This window comes from Brevibacillus soli (assembly GCF_044759095.2).
In the GTDB taxonomy this organism is placed as follows: domain Bacteria; phylum Bacillota; class Bacilli; order Brevibacillales; family Brevibacillaceae; genus JBIYSM02.
In genome coordinates this window covers 78,974-98,140 of record NZ_JBIYSM020000002.1, presented here as the reverse complement: position 1 = coordinate 98,140, position 19,167 = coordinate 78,974, and the positions used below count along the sequence as shown (strand labels likewise).

Annotated in this window: 20 protein-coding genes and 1 pseudogene; all 21 read left to right on the top strand. The window is 52.6% G+C overall.

Going from position 1 to position 19,167, the window contains the following annotated elements; translation table 11 throughout:
* Positions 1–4: 4 nt before the first annotated feature.
* The 21 genes and pseudogenes from fliM to ACE99V_RS01275 all read left to right on the top strand — a co-directional run bounded on the left by fliM (position 5) and on the right by ACE99V_RS01275 (position 19,115).
* On the top strand, positions 5–1,000 hold the full coding sequence (fliM, locus tag ACE99V_RS01375; RefSeq protein WP_400489164.1) for a flagellar motor switch protein FliM: 996 nt from the start codon (positions 5–7) through the stop codon (positions 998–1,000).
* Positions 993–2,315 (top strand): flagellar motor switch phosphatase FliY, encoded by a 1,323-nt coding sequence (gene fliY / locus ACE99V_RS01370; protein WP_400489163.1) that lies wholly within the window; start codon positions 993–995, stop codon positions 2,313–2,315. The genes fliM and fliY overlap by 8 nt, the downstream gene beginning before the upstream one ends.
* A gap of 21 nt (positions 2,316–2,336) precedes the next feature.
* On the top strand, positions 2,337–2,699 hold the full coding sequence (locus tag ACE99V_RS01365) for a response regulator (RefSeq protein WP_400489162.1): 363 nt from the start codon (positions 2,337–2,339) through the stop codon (positions 2,697–2,699).
* The gene (locus ACE99V_RS01360; RefSeq protein ID WP_420997972.1) at positions 2,699–3,376 is read left to right on the top strand and encodes a flagellar biosynthetic protein FliO; all 678 of its coding nucleotides are present in this window, start codon (positions 2,699–2,701) and stop codon (positions 3,374–3,376) included. The genes ACE99V_RS01365 and ACE99V_RS01360 overlap by 1 nt, the downstream gene beginning before the upstream one ends.
* Positions 3,373–4,149: a flagellar type III secretion system pore protein FliP gene (fliP, locus tag ACE99V_RS01355; protein WP_400489160.1), complete on the top strand. Its 777-nt coding sequence runs from the start codon at positions 3,373–3,375 to the stop codon at positions 4,147–4,149. Before ACE99V_RS01360 ends, fliP begins: the two co-directional genes overlap by 4 nt.
* Positions 4,150–4,256: 107 nt before the next feature.
* Positions 4,257–4,811 (top strand): annotated as a pseudogene (locus ACE99V_RS01350) (flagellar biosynthetic protein FliR); the annotation flags it as partial.
* Positions 4,808–5,905, top strand: a complete 1,098-nt coding sequence (gene flhB, locus ACE99V_RS01345; protein ID WP_400489157.1) for a flagellar biosynthesis protein FlhB — start codon at positions 4,808–4,810, stop codon at positions 5,903–5,905. The pseudogene ACE99V_RS01350 and the gene flhB, both read left to right, overlap by 4 nt.
* 162 nt (positions 5,906–6,067) lie before the next feature.
* Positions 6,068–8,050 (top strand): flagellar biosynthesis protein FlhA, encoded by a 1,983-nt coding sequence (flhA, locus tag ACE99V_RS01340; RefSeq protein ID WP_400489238.1) that lies wholly within the window; start codon positions 6,068–6,070, stop codon positions 8,048–8,050.
* Positions 8,050–9,351, top strand: coding sequence for a flagellar biosynthesis GTPase FlhF (flhF, locus tag ACE99V_RS01335; RefSeq protein ID WP_400489156.1), 1,302 nt, complete (start codon positions 8,050–8,052; stop codon positions 9,349–9,351). The genes flhA and flhF overlap by 1 nt, the downstream gene beginning before the upstream one ends.
* A complete protein-coding gene (locus ACE99V_RS01330; protein WP_400489155.1) occupies positions 9,344–10,210 on the top strand; it encodes a MinD/ParA family protein in 867 nt (288 codons plus the stop codon). The genes flhF and ACE99V_RS01330 overlap by 8 nt, the downstream gene beginning before the upstream one ends.
* A gap of 34 nt (positions 10,211–10,244) precedes the next feature.
* Positions 10,245–11,369: a protein-glutamate methylesterase/protein-glutamine glutaminase gene (locus tag ACE99V_RS01325; RefSeq protein ID WP_400489154.1), complete on the top strand. Its 1,125-nt coding sequence runs from the start codon at positions 10,245–10,247 to the stop codon at positions 11,367–11,369.
* 19 nt (positions 11,370–11,388) lie between these two features.
* Positions 11,389–13,431 (top strand): chemotaxis protein CheA, encoded by a 2,043-nt coding sequence (locus ACE99V_RS01320; protein WP_400489153.1) that lies wholly within the window; start codon positions 11,389–11,391, stop codon positions 13,429–13,431.
* A gap of 14 nt (positions 13,432–13,445) precedes the next feature.
* Positions 13,446–13,922 carry a chemotaxis protein CheW gene (locus ACE99V_RS01315; protein WP_400489152.1) on the top strand — a complete coding sequence of 159 codons (477 nt, stop codon included), beginning with the start codon at positions 13,446–13,448 and terminating at the stop codon, positions 13,920–13,922.
* Positions 13,923–13,927: 5 nt separating this feature from the next.
* Positions 13,928–14,557 (top strand): chemotaxis protein CheC, encoded by a 630-nt coding sequence (locus ACE99V_RS01310; RefSeq protein ID WP_400489151.1) that lies wholly within the window; start codon positions 13,928–13,930, stop codon positions 14,555–14,557.
* The gene (locus ACE99V_RS01305) at positions 14,547–15,032 is read left to right on the top strand and encodes a chemotaxis protein CheD (RefSeq protein WP_400489150.1); all 486 of its coding nucleotides are present in this window, start codon (positions 14,547–14,549) and stop codon (positions 15,030–15,032) included. The genes ACE99V_RS01310 and ACE99V_RS01305 overlap by 11 nt, the downstream gene beginning before the upstream one ends.
* 2 nt (positions 15,033–15,034) lie before the next feature.
* Positions 15,035–15,412, top strand: coding sequence for a hypothetical protein (locus tag ACE99V_RS01300; RefSeq protein WP_400489149.1), 378 nt, complete (start codon positions 15,035–15,037; stop codon positions 15,410–15,412).
* 17 nt (positions 15,413–15,429) lie between these two features.
* Complete coding sequence (locus ACE99V_RS01295; protein WP_400489148.1) at positions 15,430–16,218, top strand: FliA/WhiG family RNA polymerase sigma factor; 789 nt, start codon at positions 15,430–15,432, stop codon at positions 16,216–16,218.
* Between the two features lie 41 nt (positions 16,219–16,259).
* Positions 16,260–17,675 carry a flagellar assembly protein A gene (locus ACE99V_RS01290; RefSeq protein WP_400489147.1) on the top strand — a complete coding sequence of 472 codons (1,416 nt, stop codon included), beginning with the start codon at positions 16,260–16,262 and terminating at the stop codon, positions 17,673–17,675.
* Between the two features lie 14 nt (positions 17,676–17,689).
* The gene (locus tag ACE99V_RS01285; protein ID WP_400489146.1) at positions 17,690–18,046 is read left to right on the top strand and encodes a hypothetical protein; all 357 of its coding nucleotides are present in this window, start codon (positions 17,690–17,692) and stop codon (positions 18,044–18,046) included.
* A gap of 27 nt (positions 18,047–18,073) precedes the next feature.
* Entirely contained in the window at positions 18,074–18,595 is a 522-nt protein-coding gene (locus tag ACE99V_RS01280; protein ID WP_400489145.1) for a DUF6115 domain-containing protein, read from the top strand.
* On the top strand, positions 18,588–19,115 hold the full coding sequence (locus ACE99V_RS01275; RefSeq protein ID WP_400489144.1) for a hypothetical protein: 528 nt from the start codon (positions 18,588–18,590) through the stop codon (positions 19,113–19,115). Before ACE99V_RS01280 ends, ACE99V_RS01275 begins: the two co-directional genes overlap by 8 nt.
* Positions 19,116–19,167: the final 52 nt, after the last annotated feature.

The window sequence follows — 19,167 nt, the reverse complement described above, 5'->3', positions numbered from 1 at the left end:
AAACATGGCCGAGGTTCTCTCACAAAGTGAGATTGATGCGTTGTTGGCTGCTCTCTCATCGGGAGAGATGGATGCCAACGAGCTGAAAAAAGAAGAGACTGAGCGAAGAGTGAAAGCATACGACTTCAAACGTGCGCTGCGCTTCTCCAAAGATCAGATCCGCGGTTTGACCCGTATTCACGAAAACTATGCGCGTCTTTTAACAACGTATTTTTCCGCTCAGCTTCGTACCTTCGTGCAAATTACGGTTGCCTCCGTCGACCAATTACCGTATGACGAGTTTATTCGCTCCATCCCCAAAATGACGATCTTGAACATTTTTGAAGCGCCGCCTCTCGAAGGGCGCATGGTGTTGGAAGTGAACCCGAATATCGCGTACGCGATGCTGGATCGACTGCTTGGCGGACAAGGTACCATTCCTGACAAGATGGGAGCACTGACGGAAATTGAAACGACTGTCATGGAACGAGTGTTTAGCAAGGCGCTGGATACGTTCCATGAGGCGTGGAAGCAAATTATCGAGCTGGATCCGTATCTGGAAGGCCTGGAAATGAATCCGCAGTTCATGCAGATCGTCTCCCCCAACGAAATCGTGGCGGTGATATCGTTCAGCACGAAAATCGGCGAAACGACCGGGATGATCAATTTGTGTCTGCCGCATGTGGTGTTGGAGCCGATTATGCCGAAGCTGTCCGGCCAGTACTGGTTTTCCAAGCAGAAGAAGAACAGGGACGAGGAAGAGCGGCTGCGCGTCGAGGAGCGCGTGAAAACGGCGGCACTGCCGATTATTGCCGAGCTGGGAACGGCGACCATTACGGTTGGCGACTTCCTGCAGCTTTCGGCGGGTGATGTGATCCAACTCGATCAGTTGATCGAGCATAAGATGAAAATAAAGGTGGGCGACCGTCTCAAGTTCCTGGGTCAGCCTGGTACGCAAAAAGGGCGTATCGCTGTGCAGATTGACGAAGTCCTCGAGGAAGGAGAGGAGATTTATGAGTAGAGACATGCTTTCTCAAGATGAGATTGATGCGCTGTTGCGCGCAAATAACCTGGTTGAAGAAGAAGAGGAAGCGAATGGAAGCCCGGATGTGGGCGAATTCCTGACTCCGTTTGAACAAGACGCCTTGGGGGAAATAGGCAATATTACCTTTGGAAGCGCAGCGACTGCTCTCTCTACCCTGTTGAATCAAAAGGTAGACATCACGACGCCAACCGTGTCCATGGTACAGAGCGATCATCTCGACAAGGAATTTCCGATTCCGCATGTGTCTGTTCATGTGCAATATACGGACGGTTTTGAAGGGATCAACCTGTTGGTCATTCGTCTGGAGGATGCGGCTGTGATTGCCGACCTGATGATGGGCGGGGCCGGAAAACCGGAATCGACCGAACTGTCAGAGTTGCACATCAGCGCCGTGCAGGAAGCGATGAACCAGATGATGGGGTCTGCCGCCACTTCCATGTCCACGATTTTCAATCAATTCGTGAACATTTCCCCTCCGGGCATTGATGTGTTGGATCTGAGCAAAGGGGAGGGCCGAGAAAACTTACCGACGACTGAGATGCTGGTCAAAGTATCCTTCCGTTTGAAAGTGGGCGAACAGGGCGAATTGATCGACTCCAATATCATGCAGCTCCTTCCCATTTCCTTTGCCAAACAGATGATCAGTATGCTGTTGGGAACCAGTGAGGCAGAACCTGCCGGTCAACCGACCACGCCGAGCCAGCCTGTGTTTGCAGAACCGGAAGTAGCGGCAGCCGCGGCAGTAACGCCTCCGCCGGTTCAACCGCCAACCGCGCCACAGCAGCCGCCTGCGTACCAACAGCAGCCTCCGGCGGGGTATGCGCCACCAGCGGGCTATCCGATGCAGCATGATCCGTACGCCATGCACAGCATGCAGCCTGGCGGTTATCCAACGTATCCGTATCCGCCTCACTATCAGCAGCCACCGGTTCCTCAACCGGCCCCTCAGCACTTCGGGGGTGCAGCGGGAGCCCATGTAAAACCGGCACAGTTCTCACCGTTCAGCGGAGGTGCCATGGCGCTGCCGGATGAGCAAAATCTCAATTTGCTGCTCGACATCCCGCTTCAGGTAACCGTAGAGCTGGGGCGAACGAAAAAACTGATCAAGGAAATTCTTGAGCTGTCTGCCGGTTCCATCATCCAGTTGGACAAGCTGGCGGGAGAGCCTGTCGATATTCTGGTGAACAACAAATTGATTGCAAAAGGGGAAGTTGTCGTCATTGACGAAAACTTCGGGGTGCGTGTAACCGACATTATCAGTCAATGGGATCGCGTACAAAAATTACAGTAGTCACTTGAGGAGGAGCCAACGATGTCCAATAAAGTATTAATCGTAGACGATGCAGCGTTCATGCGCATGATGATCAAGGAGATTTTGACGAAAAACGGCTACAGCGTGGTTGGAGAAGCAAGCGACGGGGCGCAGGCGGTAGAGAAGTACAAGGAGTTGGGACCCGATCTGGTAACCATGGACATCACCATGCCGGAGATGGACGGTATCACGGCCCTGAAAGAAATTAAAAAGTTTGATCCGAACGCACGCATCATCATGTGCTCCGCGATGGGTCAGCAAGCGATGGTCATCGATGCCATTCAAGCAGGGGCAAAAGACTTCATCGTCAAGCCGTTCCAAGCTGATCGCGTCATTGAAGCGATCAAGAAAACGCTGGGATAATGATGATGCATCGAAAAGCAGGGGCTCGACTCGTCCGGATCTGCTGTCTCATCTTGCTGCTTTTCGCTTCGCTTCCCCCGGTCTCTTTTGCCGAAGAAAAATCGGCCTGGGACGCCATCGTGAACGGCGGGGTCTCCGGCAGCAATGTTGCCAATGGGGGAACCGTGCCATTGACCGCAATTCCAGGGAGTGATACGACTGGCGTGTGGGGCTACCTGCTGCAGGTAGTATTTTCGTTGGGTGTCATCGTGGTTTGCATATTCCTGCTGCTGCGATTCCTGGGCAAAAGGCAGTTATCCGCCACCAGCGGACCGATCAAGGTGATTGGAGCTGTCTCACTGGGGAACGGTAAGACGCTGCAAATCGTCATGATTGGCGATTCCCTGTACCTATTGGGTGTAGGGGAGAACGTTCAGCTTTTGCGCCATATTCCGTCAGGCGAAGAAGCGGACGTTGTGCTTGCCGAGCTGGAAATGAAACCGGTCGCCGGTTGGAAATGGGATTGGCTGCCTTTCCCGGTGAAGAAGAATCAGGAAGAGATGCTGTTTACTGCCGACCAACCAGACGGCTCCTTCGAGGAGCTGCTCAACAAGCAGTGGAGAGAAGTCAACCGGCAGACAGGCAAAGCTAATTCGTGGACGGATGAGAAAGGCCACCACAGAGGGGATCCATCATGAAACGAACGTTACAACTGCTTTTGATTTTTGCCATCATTCTGATGATCCCGGCGATTGCCCAGGCGGCTCCAAACGCGCCTGCTTCGGATAACGTACCGATCATTCCGTCTATTGACTTGAAAATCGGCGGGGGCAGCGGAAATCCTGCTGAAACCTCTTCGGCCGTGCAAATCCTGCTGATCTTGACGGTCCTATCGGTAGCTCCTGCCATTTTGCTTTTGATGACCAGCTTTACCCGCATTGTCGTCGTCCTCTCCTTTGTTCGCAATGCACTGGCGACACAGCAGATGCCGCCCAATCAGGTGCTGGTTGCTCTCGCCTTGTTTATGACGTTTTTTATTATGGCTCCTACGTTTGCCAAGGTAAACGACACGGCAGTCCAACCGTTCATGCAGGGGAAGATGACACAGCAGCAGGCGTTTGACGCTGCGGTGGGGCCATTCAAGGAATTCATGGCAAAACAGACACGGGAAAAGGATCTGGCTCTCTTTCTGGAGCACGCCAAAGCGGAACGGCCGAAGACGATTCAGGACATTCCCCTTACCGCACTCGTTCCGGCGTATGCAATCAGCGAGCTGAAGACAGCATTTCAAATCGGATTCATGATTTTCATTCCGTTCCTGGTCATCGACATGATTGTCTCCAGCATCCTGATGGGGATGGGGATGATGATGCTGCCGCCGGTGATGATCTCATTGCCGTTTAAAATCTTGTTGTTCATCATGGTGGATGGTTGGTATCTCATCGTCAAATCGCTCTTAACCGGTTTTTAATCCCAGGCAGGTTGCACGTGTAGGAGGGTAGTGCATGACACAGGAATTATTGATGCAGGTAGCCCAGGGCTCGGTTTACACCATCTTGCTGGTGACGGCCCCAGCGGGTCATTTTAGGATTTCTGTGCGAAATGATGTATCTGAGTGTCCAGGTAGCCGGCGGGCTGATGGACATGCAGATGGGGTTTGCCATGGCAAACGTCATTGATCCGCGGACAGGTGTGTACGTCCCGATCACGGGCAGCTTCAAAAATATTCTGGCGATGCTCTATTTCCTCAGCATCAACGGGCACCATCTGCTGATCCGCGGCATCATCGCCAGCTATCAGGCCATCCCCATTGACAGGATGTGGGTCCCGCTCGGCAATGAGCAGGTCATGTGGATGGCGGTAAAAGTGTTTCGCGACATGTTTCTAAGCGCCTTTCTGATCGCCGCTCCGATCGTGGTCGCGTTGTTTCTCGTAGATCTCTCTCTTGGAATTATCGCCAAATCCGTTCCGCAATTTAATATTTTTGTGGTCGGATTGCCGCTGAAAATGATTGCCAGTTTCTTGTTGCTGATTGTGGTCATGCCGGCCTTTTTACTTACCTTAAACGGATTGTTTGAAAAAATGTTTCGGGCGCTCGCAGAGATGATGAAACTGCTCGGAGGCTCACCATGAAGCGTCATATTTTTCTTTATCCAGTTGACCTGCAGTACTTTTCCGGCGAAAAAACGGAAAAGGCAACTCCCAAAAAACGGCAGGATGCGCGGAAGAAAGGACAGGTTGCGAAGAGTTCCGATCTTGCTCCCGCCGTATCCATGACAGCTTTTTTTCTGCTGTTGCTGCTGTTCGGATCGACGATGTTTCGAATCTTCCAGAACATTTTGCGGGAGTCCCTTGGAACCTATACGACCTGGGAGGTTAACCAGGAAAATTTGAGTGTCATTACCAGTCAGCTGTTGTTTGAATCGCTGAAGATCGTCGGTCCCGTACTGGGACTCGCGCTGGTCGTCGCTTTTGCCGCGAATTATCTGCAAGTCGGGTGGATGTTTACCACCGAGCCGCTGCGGATGAAGTTGGAGAAGCTGAATCCCATTGAGGGAGCCAAGCGGATTTTCTCCTTGCGCACGCTGGTGGAACTGTTTAAGTCCATTTTAAAGATTTCCGCGGGACTATTCGTTGCCTTTACGATCTTGTGGAACACCAAACACGAGCTGATCCAGCTCTCGTTGAAATCAATAGAAGCAGCCGTCGCCTTTACGGCGGACGAGGTTGTGAAGCTGGGCCTGTTCATCGGGTGTCTGCTCGTTATCTTGGCGTTGTTGGACTATTTCTACCAACGGTACGAATACGAGAAGAGCTTGCGGATGTCCAAGCAGGATATCAAGGACGAACACAAACAGTCGGAAGGGGATCCGTTGATCAAGGGGAAAATTCGCGAGCGTCAACGCAGTATGGCCATACGACGCATGATGCAGGAACTGCCGAAAGCGGATGTGGTCATTACGAACCCGACGCACTTTGCCGTGGCCATCAAGTATGACGCGAGCCAAATGAGCGCTCCAACGGTCATCGCCAAAGGGCAGGATTACCTCGCGCTGAAGATCAAAGAGATCGCCAAGAAGCACAGAATTGTAACCATGGAAAACAAGCCCCTGGCCCGGGCTCTTTATAATCAAGTGGAAATTGGTCAGCAAATCCCCGAGGAACTGTTTAAAGCGGTCGCGGAAGTTCTTGCGTACGTGTACAAACTGCAGGGGAAAGTGAAGTAATAGAACCCGCCGGGCGGGGCTAAGAAAGAAAGCCCCCTGGGGAACCTGGGTGTAGCTTCGCGAGGAAGTTAAGCCGACGTAGAATCGCCACTAAGATGGAGGGTGGAAAAAGTGGGATACAAAGAGCTGGGTACCATACTATTTGTGATCAGTATTGTCGTCATGATGGTCATCCCACTGCCTTCGGAGCTGTTAGACCTGCTGTTGATCGTGAACATCTCCCTTTCTTTGACGATTTTGCTTGTTTCGATGTACACCAAAGAGGCGTTGCAATTTTCCATTTTTCCTACCTTATTGCTGATTACGACTCTGTTTCGCCTGTCACTGAACGTATCCACGACGAGAAACATCCTCTCGCACGGCGAGGGCGGAAAGGTGATTGAAGCCTTCGGGCATTTCGTCGTGGGAGGCAATCAGGTGGTAGGCTTTGTCGTCTTCCTGATCCTGATCATTATTCAGTTCATTGTCATCACCAAAGGTTCCGAACGGGTGGCGGAAGTGGCGGCGCGCTTCACCCTCGACGCGATGCCGGGGAAACAGATGAGTATTGACGCCGACCTGAATGCGGGGATGATTACCGAGTCAGAAGCCCGTGCCCGGCGAAAAAAGATTGAAGATGAGGCTGACTTTTACGGAGCGATGGACGGTGCCAGCAAGTTCGTAAAAGGGGATGCCATCGCAGGCATTATCATTTTTATCGTAAACATCATCGGCGGCTTTATTATCGGTATCCTCATACACGATATGGACTTTAAAGAGTCGGCATCCACGTTTACCAACCTGTCTGTGGGAGACGCGCTCGTCAGCCAGATACCGGCGCTGTTGATTTCAACGGCGACAGGTATCATTGTGACCCGCGCAACCTCCGGAGAGACGTTGGGAGAAGACATTACCGGGCAGCTGTTCAGTTATCCCCGGCTGATGTACATTGTTGCGGGCGTGATCACTCTTCTTGGTATGTTTACTCCAATTGGCCTGGTACCGGTTCTTCCTGTTGCCGGCATCCTCGCATACGCCGGCTGGCAGATGACGAGAAAACAGAAAACGCGGTTGGAGGAGACGGCGCATCAGGTGGAGGAACAGCAGATCGAAGAAGTGCGCAGTCCCGAAAGCGTCGTCAACCTGCTGCAGGTTGATCCGATTGAGTTTGAATTCGGTTACGGCTTGATTCCGTTGGCTGACACGAAACAGGGCGGCGACCTCCTCGACCGCGTCATCATGATTCGTCGCCAGTGCGCACTGGAGCTGGGGATTGTCGTTCCGGTCATTCGGATCCGCGACAATATTCAGCTTCGACCCAACGAATACATCATCAAGATCAAAGGCAATCAGGTGGCAAAAGGGGAAATCATGCTGGATCACTATCTGGCGATGAGCCCCGGTTTTGAAGACGACTCTGTTGTGGGTATAGAAACCGTGGAACCTGCGTTTGGATTGCCCGCATTATGGGTAACAGAAGAAAATAAGGAGATCGCCGAGCTCTCCGGATACACCGTTGTTGATCCGCCATCCGTCGTGGCAACGCATCTGACTGAAATTATCAAGCGCCACGCTCATGAGCTGCTGGGTCGTCAGGAAACCCGCGCACTGATCGACAATGTAAGGGAAGCAGTCCCAGTCCTCGTCGACGAGTTGATTCCTGGATTGCTGTCGATCGGCGATGTGCAAAAAGTTCTGCAGAAGCTGTTGAAGGAAAAAGTCTCCATCCGCAATCTCATTGTGATCCTCGAAGCGCTGGCTGATCACGCCGTGTTTACGAAAGACCCGGAAGTACTGACCGAGTATGTGCGTCAAGCGATGTCACGCCAAATTACGCTGCAGTATTCCGAACCAGGCCAGCCGCTTCGCGTCATCACGGCAGGTCCCGGGCTGGAGAAAGTCATCTCGGAGCGCGTCGAGCAATCGGAACAAGGTTCCTACCTCGCGATTGACCCGGAAACGTCACAGCGAATCTATCAAAGCATGTCCGAGCAGGTCAGCAAGATGGTCAATGCGGGACAGCAGCCGATTGTGCTCTCGTCCCCCGCCATTCGGATGTACCTCCGCCAATTGATGGAGCGAATGATGCCGGATATTCCCGTCTTGTCTTACAGCGAGCTGGAACCTCATGTTGAAGTGCAGAGCATAGGGATGGTGAATATCTAGTGAGAGTCAAGCGATACGTAGTCGATTCCATGCCGGAGGCTCTGGGCAAAATCAGGACGGAACTGGGCCAGGACGCCATCATCTTAAACAGCAAACCGATTAAGACCGGCGGATTCTTCGGTTTGTTCGGCAAGCAGCAGATCGAAGTGATTGCCGCGATTGATGAGAAGACGTCGGAACGGGATGACCCACCAATCCGACAGCAGGAGATGCGGTCTGGGCCCAATACCTTTGCAGCGAAACAGGCTTACCAACGGAGTGCCGCTCCAACGCAACCGATGTCCGCTGAACGTCAAAAACAGGTGGTCCCGTCCGCCGCTCAGCCGTTTGGATCGCAGGCAGCAGCCAGTGAACAGAGCCAGCCCGACCGGACCTCTGCAGATGCTGAACCGGTACGGACTGGAAAAGCGGCCGTTGCGGAAAACGAAGAACTGGTACACGAGCTGCGCGACATGCGAAACATGTTTCAAAAATGGCTGATGAACGACCGGGGGAATCACCTTCCGCCCCCCGTCCAAGCCGTACGCGAGCGCCTTTTGCAGCAGGAGGTAGAGGAAGAGACGGCAGCGGAAATCGTCAAGGAGCTCCTGTTGCAGTCGGAGCATCCTGAACAGCTGAGTGAACCGGAAGCATTTCAGCGAACCGCTGTTATTCTGGATAACATGCTGCAAAAGGCGATGGAACGGCCCGTCCGGATTGCCCCGTCGGTAAAATACGTCTTTTTCTTCGGTCCAACCGGTGTCGGGAAAACGACCACGATTGCCAAATTAGCCGCTGACAGCATGCTAAAAGAGAAACGGAAGATCGGCTTCATCACGGCGGATACGTATCGGATTGCAGCCGTGGAACAGTTGAAGACGTACGCGAACATCCTGAACGTGCCGCTGGAAGTTGTTTTTTCCCCGAAGGAAATCGTGCAGGCGATGGAGAGACTTAGCAGCTGTGACCTCGTCTTCATTGATACGGCCGGACGGAATTTCCGCAACGACCAGTACGTTCAGGGAATTTCGGAACTGGTTCGATACGGCGGGAACAGTGTGAACTATCTGGTCCTGAGTTTGACGTCCAAGTACACCGACTTGAAGGCAATCATTCGCAATTTCCAGGACGTCCCCATCACGCAAGTCATCTTTACAAAAGCGGACGAAACCGAAGCGTATGGAGCGATTCTCAACGTGGCTCGAAGTACCGACCTCTCGTTTTCGTACATCACGACGGGACAAAACGTGCCGGACGACATCGTCGTCGCTACCCCGAGGCTGGTTGCCAAAATGATTCTAGGAGACAAAGCGTATGCATGATCAAGCGGCACAACTACGAGAGCGATTGCAGCGCAGCGACAAATCCCGTCCCACCCGCCTCGTGACGGTCACAAGCGGGAAAGGAGGAGTAGGCAAGTCCAATTTCAGCCTGAACTTCGCCCTTGGACTTATGGAGAGAGGGCAGAAGGTCATCGTCTTTGATGTCGATTTGGGCTTGGCCAACCTGGACGTTCTGATGGGGATTTCCCCCAGAAAACATCTCCTGCATTTGCTTGAGCCGGGTCAATCTGTTTGGGATATCATCGAACGAGGACCGAACGGGCTGGAGTTTATTGCCGGAGGTTCCGGTTTTACGCAAATTCTTCAATTTGATGACGGCAAACTCGATCAGTTCTTCCGTCAATTGGAGGCATTGCAAGGGTACGCCGATACTATTTTCCTCGACACGGGGGCAGGCATTTCCAAAGAATCGCTTCGCTTCATGCTGGCCTCTGACGAGGTGATCTTGGTGACGACGCCTGAACCGACCGCCATCACAGATGCCTACGCCGTCATCAAAATGATCCATTCGCAAAACCCGCTTGCCAAAATTCGCCTGGTTATCAATCGAGCCACCTCTCAGCGCGAAGGCAAACATACAGCGGACAAACTTGCGATGGTGGCCAAACGCTTTCTGGACATGGAGATCTCCACACTGGGATTTGTTCCGGATGATACCCATGTGTCAAAAGCTGTGAAACAGCAGCGTCCTTTTCTACTTACATATCCTCATTCGCAAGCTTCAAAAGGAATCCGTGAGCTTGTTGATTCGTACATGGGCAGCACCTCTAACAGTGCGGACAGCGAGAGCGGCGGTATTCGGAGCTTTCTGACGAAACTGAAGCACTTCATTCGCTAACACGCAACAGGAAGTAGGAAGGGAGCGGCCTTGGATGGAAAAAATTCGAGTTCTGGTCGTAGACGACTCAGCCTTCATGCGTAAAGTTATTTCCGACATCCTCACAAGTGATCCGGCAATCGAGGTAATAGACCGAGCACGCAACGGACTCGAATGTATGGAAAAAGTAAAACAGCTGGATCCCGATGTTGTGACATTGGACATCGAAATGCCAGTGATGAACGGATTGGAAGCGCTTGAGCAACTGATGCTTCAAACCCCCGTACCGGTGGTGATGTTGAGCAGTCTGACCAAGGAGGGGGCCGACGCTACCATTCGTGCCCTGGAGTACGGAGCCATAGACTTTGTCACCAAACCCTCCGGCCCTATTTCGCTTGATATCAACAAAGTGGCAGATGGCATTATTGAACGGGTAAAGGCTGCGGCGCAAATGAAAGGCCGATTAAAACGGCATACCTTGTTCAATCGACTGCAGATGCACAAGAGACCCGCGCCCAAATCCCCGCCTGTCGCGAATGAATCTCGACCGGCGGTCTCGGGCCATCCGCCGTCCCCCACCATACGGGAGACGAGGACAAACGGGTCTTTGCAAAAGTTGGTCGCCCTCGGCACCTCGACCGGAGGACCGAAAGCGCTGCAAACGGTACTGTCCGCCATTCCCGACACGTTCCCGGCGCCGATTGTCATCGTTCAACACATGCCGGCGGGGTTTACCAAATCGCTGGCTCAACGTCTGGATTCTCTGTCCGCCATACGGGTTACGGAGGTGACGGACGGGCAGCTGATCGAGCCGGGAACAGCGTATATTGCTCCGGGCGGGTATCATTTTGAGGTACATCAGGTTAACGGACAACTGAGAGCACACCTGCACCTGCAAGACCCGAGAAGCGGCCATCGCCCTTCCGTCGACGTCCTGTTTGAATCTGTCAGTCGATTGACAAATGTCGACAAATGGGCAATTATCATGACAGGAATGGGAAATGATGGCACAAAAGGATTAAAGCAAATGAAAGAAACGGGACGAGTGACGAGCATTATTGAAGATGAATCCACTTGTGTCGTGTATGGCATGCCACGGGCAGCCATTCAGGCTGGATTGGCTGACAACGTTGTGCCCCTGGATAAGATTGCGGAGAAGTTGTGCATGCTTTTGAACTGAATCGGGAGGTGGCAGTACCATGGACATGAATCAATACCTAGACATGTTTATTGAAGAGTCAAAAGAACACCTGCAGGCAATCAACTCCAACCTGCTCCTGCTGGAAAGCGACCCGGAAAACATCCAGATTGTCAACGAGATTTTCCGTTCCGCCCATACGCTCAAAGGAATGGCTGCCACGATGGGCTTCGAGGACATGGCCTCGATCACGCATGAGGCGGAAAACGTCCTTGATCTGATCCGAAACAACAAATTGAAAATCAACAGCGACATCATGGACGTCATTTTTCAAAGCGTGGATCTCATCGAGAGCATGGTGTTGAACATCATGGAAGGCGGGGATGGATCTGCTGATGTATCCGCTCCGGTCAAAAAACTGCGTGCGATTGTCTCCGGAGATTTCAGGTCCGTTTCACCTGCAAAGACCCAGTCGTCTGTAGGAAAGGCAGAACCTTCTGAAGCATCCAAACGGGTACACAACCTTGATGAGTACGCCATGACGGTGATGAAGCAGTCCAAAGAGGCGGGCAACAGCCTGTTCTGGATCAAGGTTACTCTTAACGAGGACTGTCTTTTGAAGGCTGCTCGTTCGTATATGGTGTTTGACCAGCTGGAATCGTTGGGGGAGGTTGTGAAGTCTACTCCGTCTGTGGAAGACATCGAAAACGAACGATTCGATCAGTCCTTTGAAGTGGTGTACATCACGCTGCAGCCGCCTGAGCAAATCCGTAAAGCGATTGAAAACATTTCGGAGATTCAATCAGTCGAAATCGAACCGATTGTGCTAAAGGAAACGGCCACAGATTCAATCGTGCAGGAAGCAAATGCGGTTGCTGCTGCAGCCGCACCGGTCGACCGATCCAAACAAGCTGAATCGGTCCAGGCACCAGCCGCGAAGAAGGTGTCCACCACCGGCAAAACCATTCGCGTGGATATCGAAAGATTGGACATCCTGATGAACCTGTTCAGCGAGCTGGTCATTGACCGTGGACGCTTGGAACAGCTTGCCCGGGAAATCGGCAAGAGTGAGCTGCAGGAAACAGTGGAGCACATGAGCCGCATCAGCGGGGATCTGCAAAACATTATCCTGACGATGCGCATGGTACCAGTGGAACAAGTGTTCAACCGCTTCCCGCGAATGGTGCGCGATCTGGCAAAAGACTTGAACAAGAAGGTCAATCTGGAAATCTTCGGGGCGGAAACCGAGTTGGACCGCACGGTAATCGACGAGATCGGGGACCCGCTGGTTCACCTTCTGCGCAACTCTCTCGACCATGGCATTGAATCCCCGGCAGAACGAAAGCAGGCTGGCAAGCCGGAAGAGGGAACCATTCATCTGCGTGCCTTCCACAGTGGAAACCATGTATTTATCGAAGTGCGCGACGACGGCCACGGCATCAACAAGGAAAAGGTTCTCAAAAAGGCGATCGACCGGGGAATCGTCAATCCTACGAACGCCGACAGCTTGAGCGACAAACAGATTTATGAACTGCTGTTTGCCTCCGGATTCAGCACGGCCGAAGTCATTTCCGACATCTCCGGCCGGGGGGTTGGACTGGACGTCGTGAAGTCCAAAATCGAATCGCTCGGCGGAAACGTCAGCGTCGATTCGGTGAAGGGCCAAGGGACCACGTTCCTCATTCAACTGCCGCTCACCCTTTCGATCATTTCGGCGATGCTCGTTCAAGTTCAAAACGAGAAGTACGCTGTTCCGCTCAGTTCCATCATCGAAACGGCAGTGTTCCGCCAGGACCAGATCATGACGGCTCACCGTCAAAAGGTGATCGATTTCCGCGGTCGTGTCGTTCCGCTCGTGTCCCTGCAGGAGATCTTCCAGGTGCCCGACAACAAGGCAGCCCGATCGGATGAAGTGTCCGTGGTGATCGTCCGCAAAGGCGAAAAGATGGCAGGGCTGGTTGTCGACTCCTTTATCGGTCAACAGGAGATCGTCTTGAAATCGCTCGGCAAGTATTTGACGAATGTCTTTGCAATCTCCGGAGCCACTATTCTGGGTGACGGACAAGTTGCGCTCATTATCGATTGCAATGCGCTGATCAAGTAAGGGAGGGGCTACGCATGCTGGATCACAAAGAGATCGTGGGAGAAGTGAAAGTAATCGTATTCCGCTTGAAGGATGAAGAATACGGCGTCGAAGTCAATCAGGTCAAGTCTATCGAAAAGTTGGAACATATCACTCGAGTACCGCGGACGCCCAGGTTCGTAAAAGGAGTGATAAACCTGCGAGGCGTGGTCACGCCGATCATCGACTTGCGCAACCGTTTTGGTTTGGAAGAGACGGCGTACACGGAATCTACCCGCGTCATCATTGTCGCGGTAGGCGAATTGGAAGTCGGCTTGATCGTCGATGCGGCCAACGACGTGATCGATATTCCGGTGAGTTCCATCGAACCGCCTCCAGAGGTAGTCGGCGGAGTGGAAGCGGCATACCTGCGCGGTGTTGCGAAGCTGGAAAAGCGTTTGCTGATTCTGCTGAATCTGGACAAGGTGCTGAATACCGATGAAATCAAGCAGTTGGATGCGTTAGAGGGCTAATCAGGATGGCGAACTTCTCAAACATTGGGGACTTTCAGTTCGACGTGCTGCGTGAAGTGGGGAATATCGGCGCAGGTCATGCGGCAACGGCCCTTTCCAAGCTGATTCAAAAAGAAGTGGACATGAAAGTGCCGCAGGTCAACATCATCCCGTTTGACGAGGTGGCCGACTTCGTCGGAGGTGCAGAAGCACTGGTCGTTACCGTCTTCCTGCGAGTGGAAGGGGATTGTCCCAGCAATATGTTTTTTATTCAGGATTATGACTCGGCTCGCAATCTGCTGGCACAATTGATCGGCATCGAAAAAGATCACCAGGATGCACTCCTTTCCGATATGGAAGTTTCCGCCCTGCATGAAATCGGGAACATCCTGGCAGGCTCCTATCTTTCTTCCTTGGCTGATTTTACGAAGCTCAGCCTGCAGCCGTCCGTACCGGCGCTCGCAATTGATATGGCCGGCGCTATTCTCAGCTACGGACTCATTGAACTGGGGCGGGTAGGGGACTTTGCCTTAACCATTGACACCGCCTTTTTTGAAGGGAATGAACAGGTAAAAGGCCATTTCTTTCTCATACCGGACCCCGATTCCCTGGAAATACTATTTCGTTCATTAGGAGTTCCGTTAGATGGAAATTAGGAAAATTGGCATGGCTGATCTGGGCGTGGCGAAACAGCCGGACCGACTTCGCACGACCGGGCTGGGTTCGTGTGTGGGAGTCGTCTTGTACGATGCGATTCACAAGGTTGCCGGTATGGCACATGTGATGCTGCCTGATTCGTCCTTTGGAAAAGGCGGAGAGTTGACGATCGGCAAATATGCAGATACGGCCATTCCGCATTTGATCAAGGAAATGGAGAGGGCGGGAGCTTGCACCCGACACATGATCGCCAAAATGGCTGGTGGCGCTCAAATGTTTTCCTTCCTGGGCGGTAACGATACCATGAGGATCGGACCTCGTAACGTTGAAGCATGCAAAGCGATGCTGCAGCAGGCGAACATCAGGCTCGTTGCAGAAGATACGGGGGGCAATTGCGGTCGGACCATCGAAATGGATGCTTCAACGGGTATTTTGCAGATACGAACGGTAAATCAAGGTGTTAAGGAAGTATAGCTATGTGGGGAATGATTTGGATTCATACAAGTATGGGCATCCTGGCCTTCTTGATAACGTTTGGCGCGGCACTGGCAGGTAACACCTGGCTCGTTTCCCTGGAACGTGCCGTCTATGCCTTCATCCTCTTTTTTCTCGCCATGTTTCCTGTGCGCTGGCTGGTGTCGGCGATGTCGCAGACGGCATCGAAAAAATCAACGCAGGAGAACAAAGAGCATACAGAGAGTTCATCCGTCCCGGCAGATCAGGAGTCGAATCCGTCAGAATCTGAATCGTCTGAAGTGTTCACGCCGCTTTCTTTCGCCGGGATTGACCGAATCACCCCGGCACAGGATCCCGCTACCGTTGCCGATGTAATTAGGCGGTTAACTGATGAATAAAGGTTGGTGACTGATTCGTGGCACGGCTACACAATCAAGACAAAGCAAAAGAATTTGACAAATGGGTCATGTGGAAGCAGGAAGGCAGCCGTGAAGCGGAGACGGATCTCATCACCCAGTTTTTGCCGCTGGTTACCAAAGTAGCCAACCGATTGGCCATCGGCTTGCCGAGCAACGTCGACAAGGACGACCTGATCAGCTACGGTCGTTTTGGGTTACTGGACGCTTTGGCCAAGTTTGACCACACACGCGGATTGAAATTTGAAACCTATGCCATGTGGCGCATTCGCGGGGCGATGATCGACGGTCTCCGGGAAAATGACTGGATTCCTCGTACCGTGAGAGACAAGGCGAAAAAAATTGAGGAAGCCTACGTCATTCTGGAGCAGCAAAAGTTGCGCACCCCGACCGATCTGGAAGTATGCGAATATCTGGGAATTACGGAAAAGGAACTGCAGCAAGTGTGCTACGATACTTCCCTAGCAACAATGGTTTCCATTGATGAAGCGGTAGGGGATGAGGATGAACAGAAAACGGCTCGTCATTCGTACATCGTGGACGAAGTGACCCCGCGGCCGGAAAGCGTGGCGGAGAACACCAGCCTGAGAGAAGTGCTGTCCAACTCCATCGACAAACTGCCGGAAAAGGAACGGCTGGTTGTTTCCCTTTTTTACTTTGAAGAATTAACGCTTTCAGAAATAGCTGAAGTAATGAATCTCTCTCCGTCGCGGATATCCCAGCTGCATTCCAAGGCCATTTTTCGACTGCGCTCTTCCTTGACCAGGTGGAAATCTCAACTGATATAGAGAGAAGCAGGGCATTTCATGCTTTGAGAGGGGAATACAGTATGGAAGGGACAAGTACTTTCAAGCTAGAAGTGAACATCTCACAAGACAAGCTGGAAGCGCACATACTACTGGTGACTGACCAACCAAACGGGACGTCGATCGACTTGACAGAAGGGGAAGTGAGAAGAGCCCTGCAGAGCTGCCAGATTACGTATGGGGTTTTGGACAATGTAATTCGGGAATTTTGTGCCAACCCGCTGTCATATGCCAATCAACCCCTGCTGGTGGCAAGCGGTATCCCCGCATTGCCCGGCGTTGACGGAACGGTAGAATTCCCGTTTCAGGAGCAAGTGTCTGAGGATAGACGACCGAAGGAATTGGAAGACGGCCGCGTCGATTTTTATTCGATCACGGAGATAGCCAACGTGTCAAAAGGCCAGCTGCTCGCGAAAACAACGCCGGCTGGACCTGGGACGCCGGGAATGACAGTAACAGGTGAGACGATCGCGCCGAAACCCGGCCGGGAAGCGGTGATCAAACCGGGAAAAAATGTGGTGCTGAACCAGGAGCGCACGAAGCTCTACGCTGCCATCGACGGCCAGGTGTCGTTTACGGATAACGGGAGGGTAAACGTATTTCCTGTATTCGAAGTGAACGGCGACGTCGATTTTGGAGTAGGCAACATTGATTTCGTGGGTACCGTCGTCATCCGTGGCAACGTTCCGACCGGCTTTCGCATCAAAGCTTCAGGAGATATTCGCGTGTTGGGAAGCGTCGAAGGCGCAGAACTGGAAGCGGGCGGTTCGGTCGAAATCAAGAGCGGGATAGTCGCGCAGGAAAAAGGGCACGTCATTGCCGGCAATGATGTGAAGACCTCTTTTATCCAAAACGCCAACGTAACGGCGGGCCATAATGTTCTGGTGTCACAAAGCATCATGTTCTCCAACGTTCGGGCCGGAAAGCAAATCATTTGCAACGGTCCCAAGGGGATCATCATCGGAGGCGTTTTGCAGGCGGGTGAAAAGGTGGCCGCCCGCATTTTCGGCAATTCAAGTGCCACTCCGACTGTTCTGGAAGTAGGCGTAAAACCCGAACTTCGGACGGAACTGGGCGCCATACTGAAGGAGCTGCAAAACATTTACGAAAATTTGCGCAAAGCGGATCAGGGTTTGAACGTCCTCAATCAGATGATGCAGGTGAGCGGCGGGCTTCCCACCGAAAAGCGGGTTCTGCAAGTCAAGCTGACCAACACGAGACTGGTGTTGGAAAAGGAAGCGAAAAAGCTGGAAGCGCGGAAAAAAGAAGTGGAGCTGGAACTCGAAGGAGATTCACCGGCATCCGTAGACGTCTATAGCAACATGTTTCCAGGAATCAAACTGGTCTTTGGGAAATGGGTGCGTTTCATTAAACAAGAGTTTCCGCGAACCCGTTTTCTTGTTGTGAACGGGGAAATCACCACTTCAACGCTCATGTAAAGGAGGGGACGGGGATGAGTTTGAAAGCAGTGGAACTGCAAGTGGCCTTGCCTCGGACCCAGGAAATCAGCCGGATACAGGAGCAACTGCAGCAAAAGAGCATGCATGAACAGCAGCAACTGATCGAGGATCGCAAGCAGTTGGACGAAGGCAGACGGCAGCGAGCAGCCAATGTTGACGAAACAGCTCGAAACCAGATCCGTGAGCGGGAGAAGCAGCAGGATAAACGGAAAAAACAAAAGAAACCATCCGCTCCTCACTCGGATCTTCACGCCGGGGAATCGGCTGTTTATCCGGAATCTGTCCAGTCAGCCAAACCGTCCGCGATGCGCGATCCGCTGCGCGGCCGCCACATTGACATCTCGCTTTAACAACTTCCAAAGGAGTTTTTATCAAAAATGGATCAAGCACTTACCATCCTGTTTGGGGCAGGAGCGTTCTTCATGATAGCAGCTTTTTTCATGAAAAACAGGTCAGACTCATCCCGGTCCGCACAAACTGCTGTCGTTCAGAAGAACTGGGAGCGGGCGGAAATGGAAAAAAGCTTGCAGCACTTTGTGCAGCAAGTGAAGCAGGAGAGCGAAGCCGTTGCTTTAGGGATGGTTCGCACGAAAGCGGACTTGCAAAATGAAGTGGCACAGCTGCGTGACCGGTTGGAGCAGACAGAGAAAGAATTGGCTGGACTGACAGCACAGGTTCAATCCATGCAAACCCTTGTAAATCGTGCGCCTCGCCTGGAAATTCAAGAGGAAGCCGACGACCTCTTGTCTCTGCGGGAGCGGTATCGGCGTGCTTTTGAATGGAGACAGCAGGGCCTGGATCTTGATGAGATTGCCAAGCGTCTGGGGGCCGGCCGCGGCGAACTCGAGCTGATTTTCTCTCTGGCGTCTCCGCAGGAAAGAGGGGAAAACCATGGTTAACCGAAACCTGCTGTTCGGATTCGGAGCAGGCCTGATCGTGTCGGCAGGCTTTCTCTCCCTGTTACCGGATCAGACACAACCTGCTGCGGGCGTGATGACCAAAGGCCAATTGCAGTCGGCGGCAGAAGCGCAAAATTTCGTGTTGGTTCCAAAAGGCGAGTATGAACAGCTGGTCGGGAGCAAGCAGTCGTCGAAAGCGCTGCCGCCGAAAGCACCTGAGCAGCCGAAACTGCCCCAGGCAACGATTCAGCCCCAGGCAGCAAGTTCGGTCCCCGCCGCTCCCAAAAAGCCGGAAGCATCGAAGGAGATTGTCTCCGTTACGATTCCGTACAGAGCATCAGCAGAGGATGTAGAAAGCCTGCTCGTTCAAGCGGGGGTATTGCCGAAAGAGAACAAACTGATCGAAACGCTGCGTACCCTGGACAAACTGGACCGCATTCGTGTCGGCACGTACCAGCTTAGCAAAGGGACAACGGAAGAACAGATTGTGAAGATGATCGCCACTCCGCCGAAACAGTAAGGCGGATATTTTTTTGCGAAATCAATGTACGCTGTTCCTTGCAATTGGTTTT

Bases quoted from the DNA above. Each gene is read 5' to 3' on its own strand.
- fliM (WP_400489164.1), top strand. From the start codon at position 5: ATGGCCGAGGTTCTCTCACAAAGTGAGATTGATGCGTTGTTGGCTGCT.
- fliY (WP_400489163.1), top strand. From the start codon at position 993: ATGAGTAGAGACATGCTTTCTCAAGATGAGATTGATGCGCTGTTGCGC.
- ACE99V_RS01365 (WP_400489162.1), top strand. From the start codon at position 2,337: ATGTCCAATAAAGTATTAATCGTAGACGATGCAGCGTTCATGCGCATG.
- ACE99V_RS01360 (WP_420997972.1), top strand. From the start codon at position 2,699: ATGATGATGCATCGAAAAGCAGGGGCTCGACTCGTCCGGATCTGCTGT.
- fliP (WP_400489160.1), top strand. From the start codon at position 3,373: ATGAAACGAACGTTACAACTGCTTTTGATTTTTGCCATCATTCTGATG.
- flhB (WP_400489157.1), top strand. From the start codon at position 4,808: ATGAAGCGTCATATTTTTCTTTATCCAGTTGACCTGCAGTACTTTTCC.
- flhA (WP_400489238.1), top strand. From the start codon at position 6,068: ATGATGGTCATCCCACTGCCTTCGGAGCTGTTAGACCTGCTGTTGATC.
- ACE99V_RS01330 (WP_400489155.1), top strand. From the start codon at position 9,344: ATGCATGATCAAGCGGCACAACTACGAGAGCGATTGCAGCGCAGCGAC.
- ACE99V_RS01325 (WP_400489154.1), top strand. From the start codon at position 10,245: ATGGAAAAAATTCGAGTTCTGGTCGTAGACGACTCAGCCTTCATGCGT.
- ACE99V_RS01320 (WP_400489153.1), top strand. From the start codon at position 11,389: ATGGACATGAATCAATACCTAGACATGTTTATTGAAGAGTCAAAAGAA.
- ACE99V_RS01315 (WP_400489152.1), top strand. From the start codon at position 13,446: ATGCTGGATCACAAAGAGATCGTGGGAGAAGTGAAAGTAATCGTATTC.
- ACE99V_RS01310 (WP_400489151.1), top strand. From the start codon at position 13,928: ATGGCGAACTTCTCAAACATTGGGGACTTTCAGTTCGACGTGCTGCGT.
- ACE99V_RS01305 (WP_400489150.1), top strand. From the start codon at position 14,547: ATGGAAATTAGGAAAATTGGCATGGCTGATCTGGGCGTGGCGAAACAG.
- ACE99V_RS01300 (WP_400489149.1), top strand. From the start codon at position 15,035: ATGTGGGGAATGATTTGGATTCATACAAGTATGGGCATCCTGGCCTTC.
- ACE99V_RS01290 (WP_400489147.1), top strand. From the start codon at position 16,260: ATGGAAGGGACAAGTACTTTCAAGCTAGAAGTGAACATCTCACAAGAC.
- ACE99V_RS01285 (WP_400489146.1), top strand. From the start codon at position 17,690: ATGAGTTTGAAAGCAGTGGAACTGCAAGTGGCCTTGCCTCGGACCCAG.
- ACE99V_RS01280 (WP_400489145.1), top strand. From the start codon at position 18,074: ATGGATCAAGCACTTACCATCCTGTTTGGGGCAGGAGCGTTCTTCATG.
- ACE99V_RS01275 (WP_400489144.1), top strand. From the start codon at position 18,588: ATGGTTAACCGAAACCTGCTGTTCGGATTCGGAGCAGGCCTGATCGTG.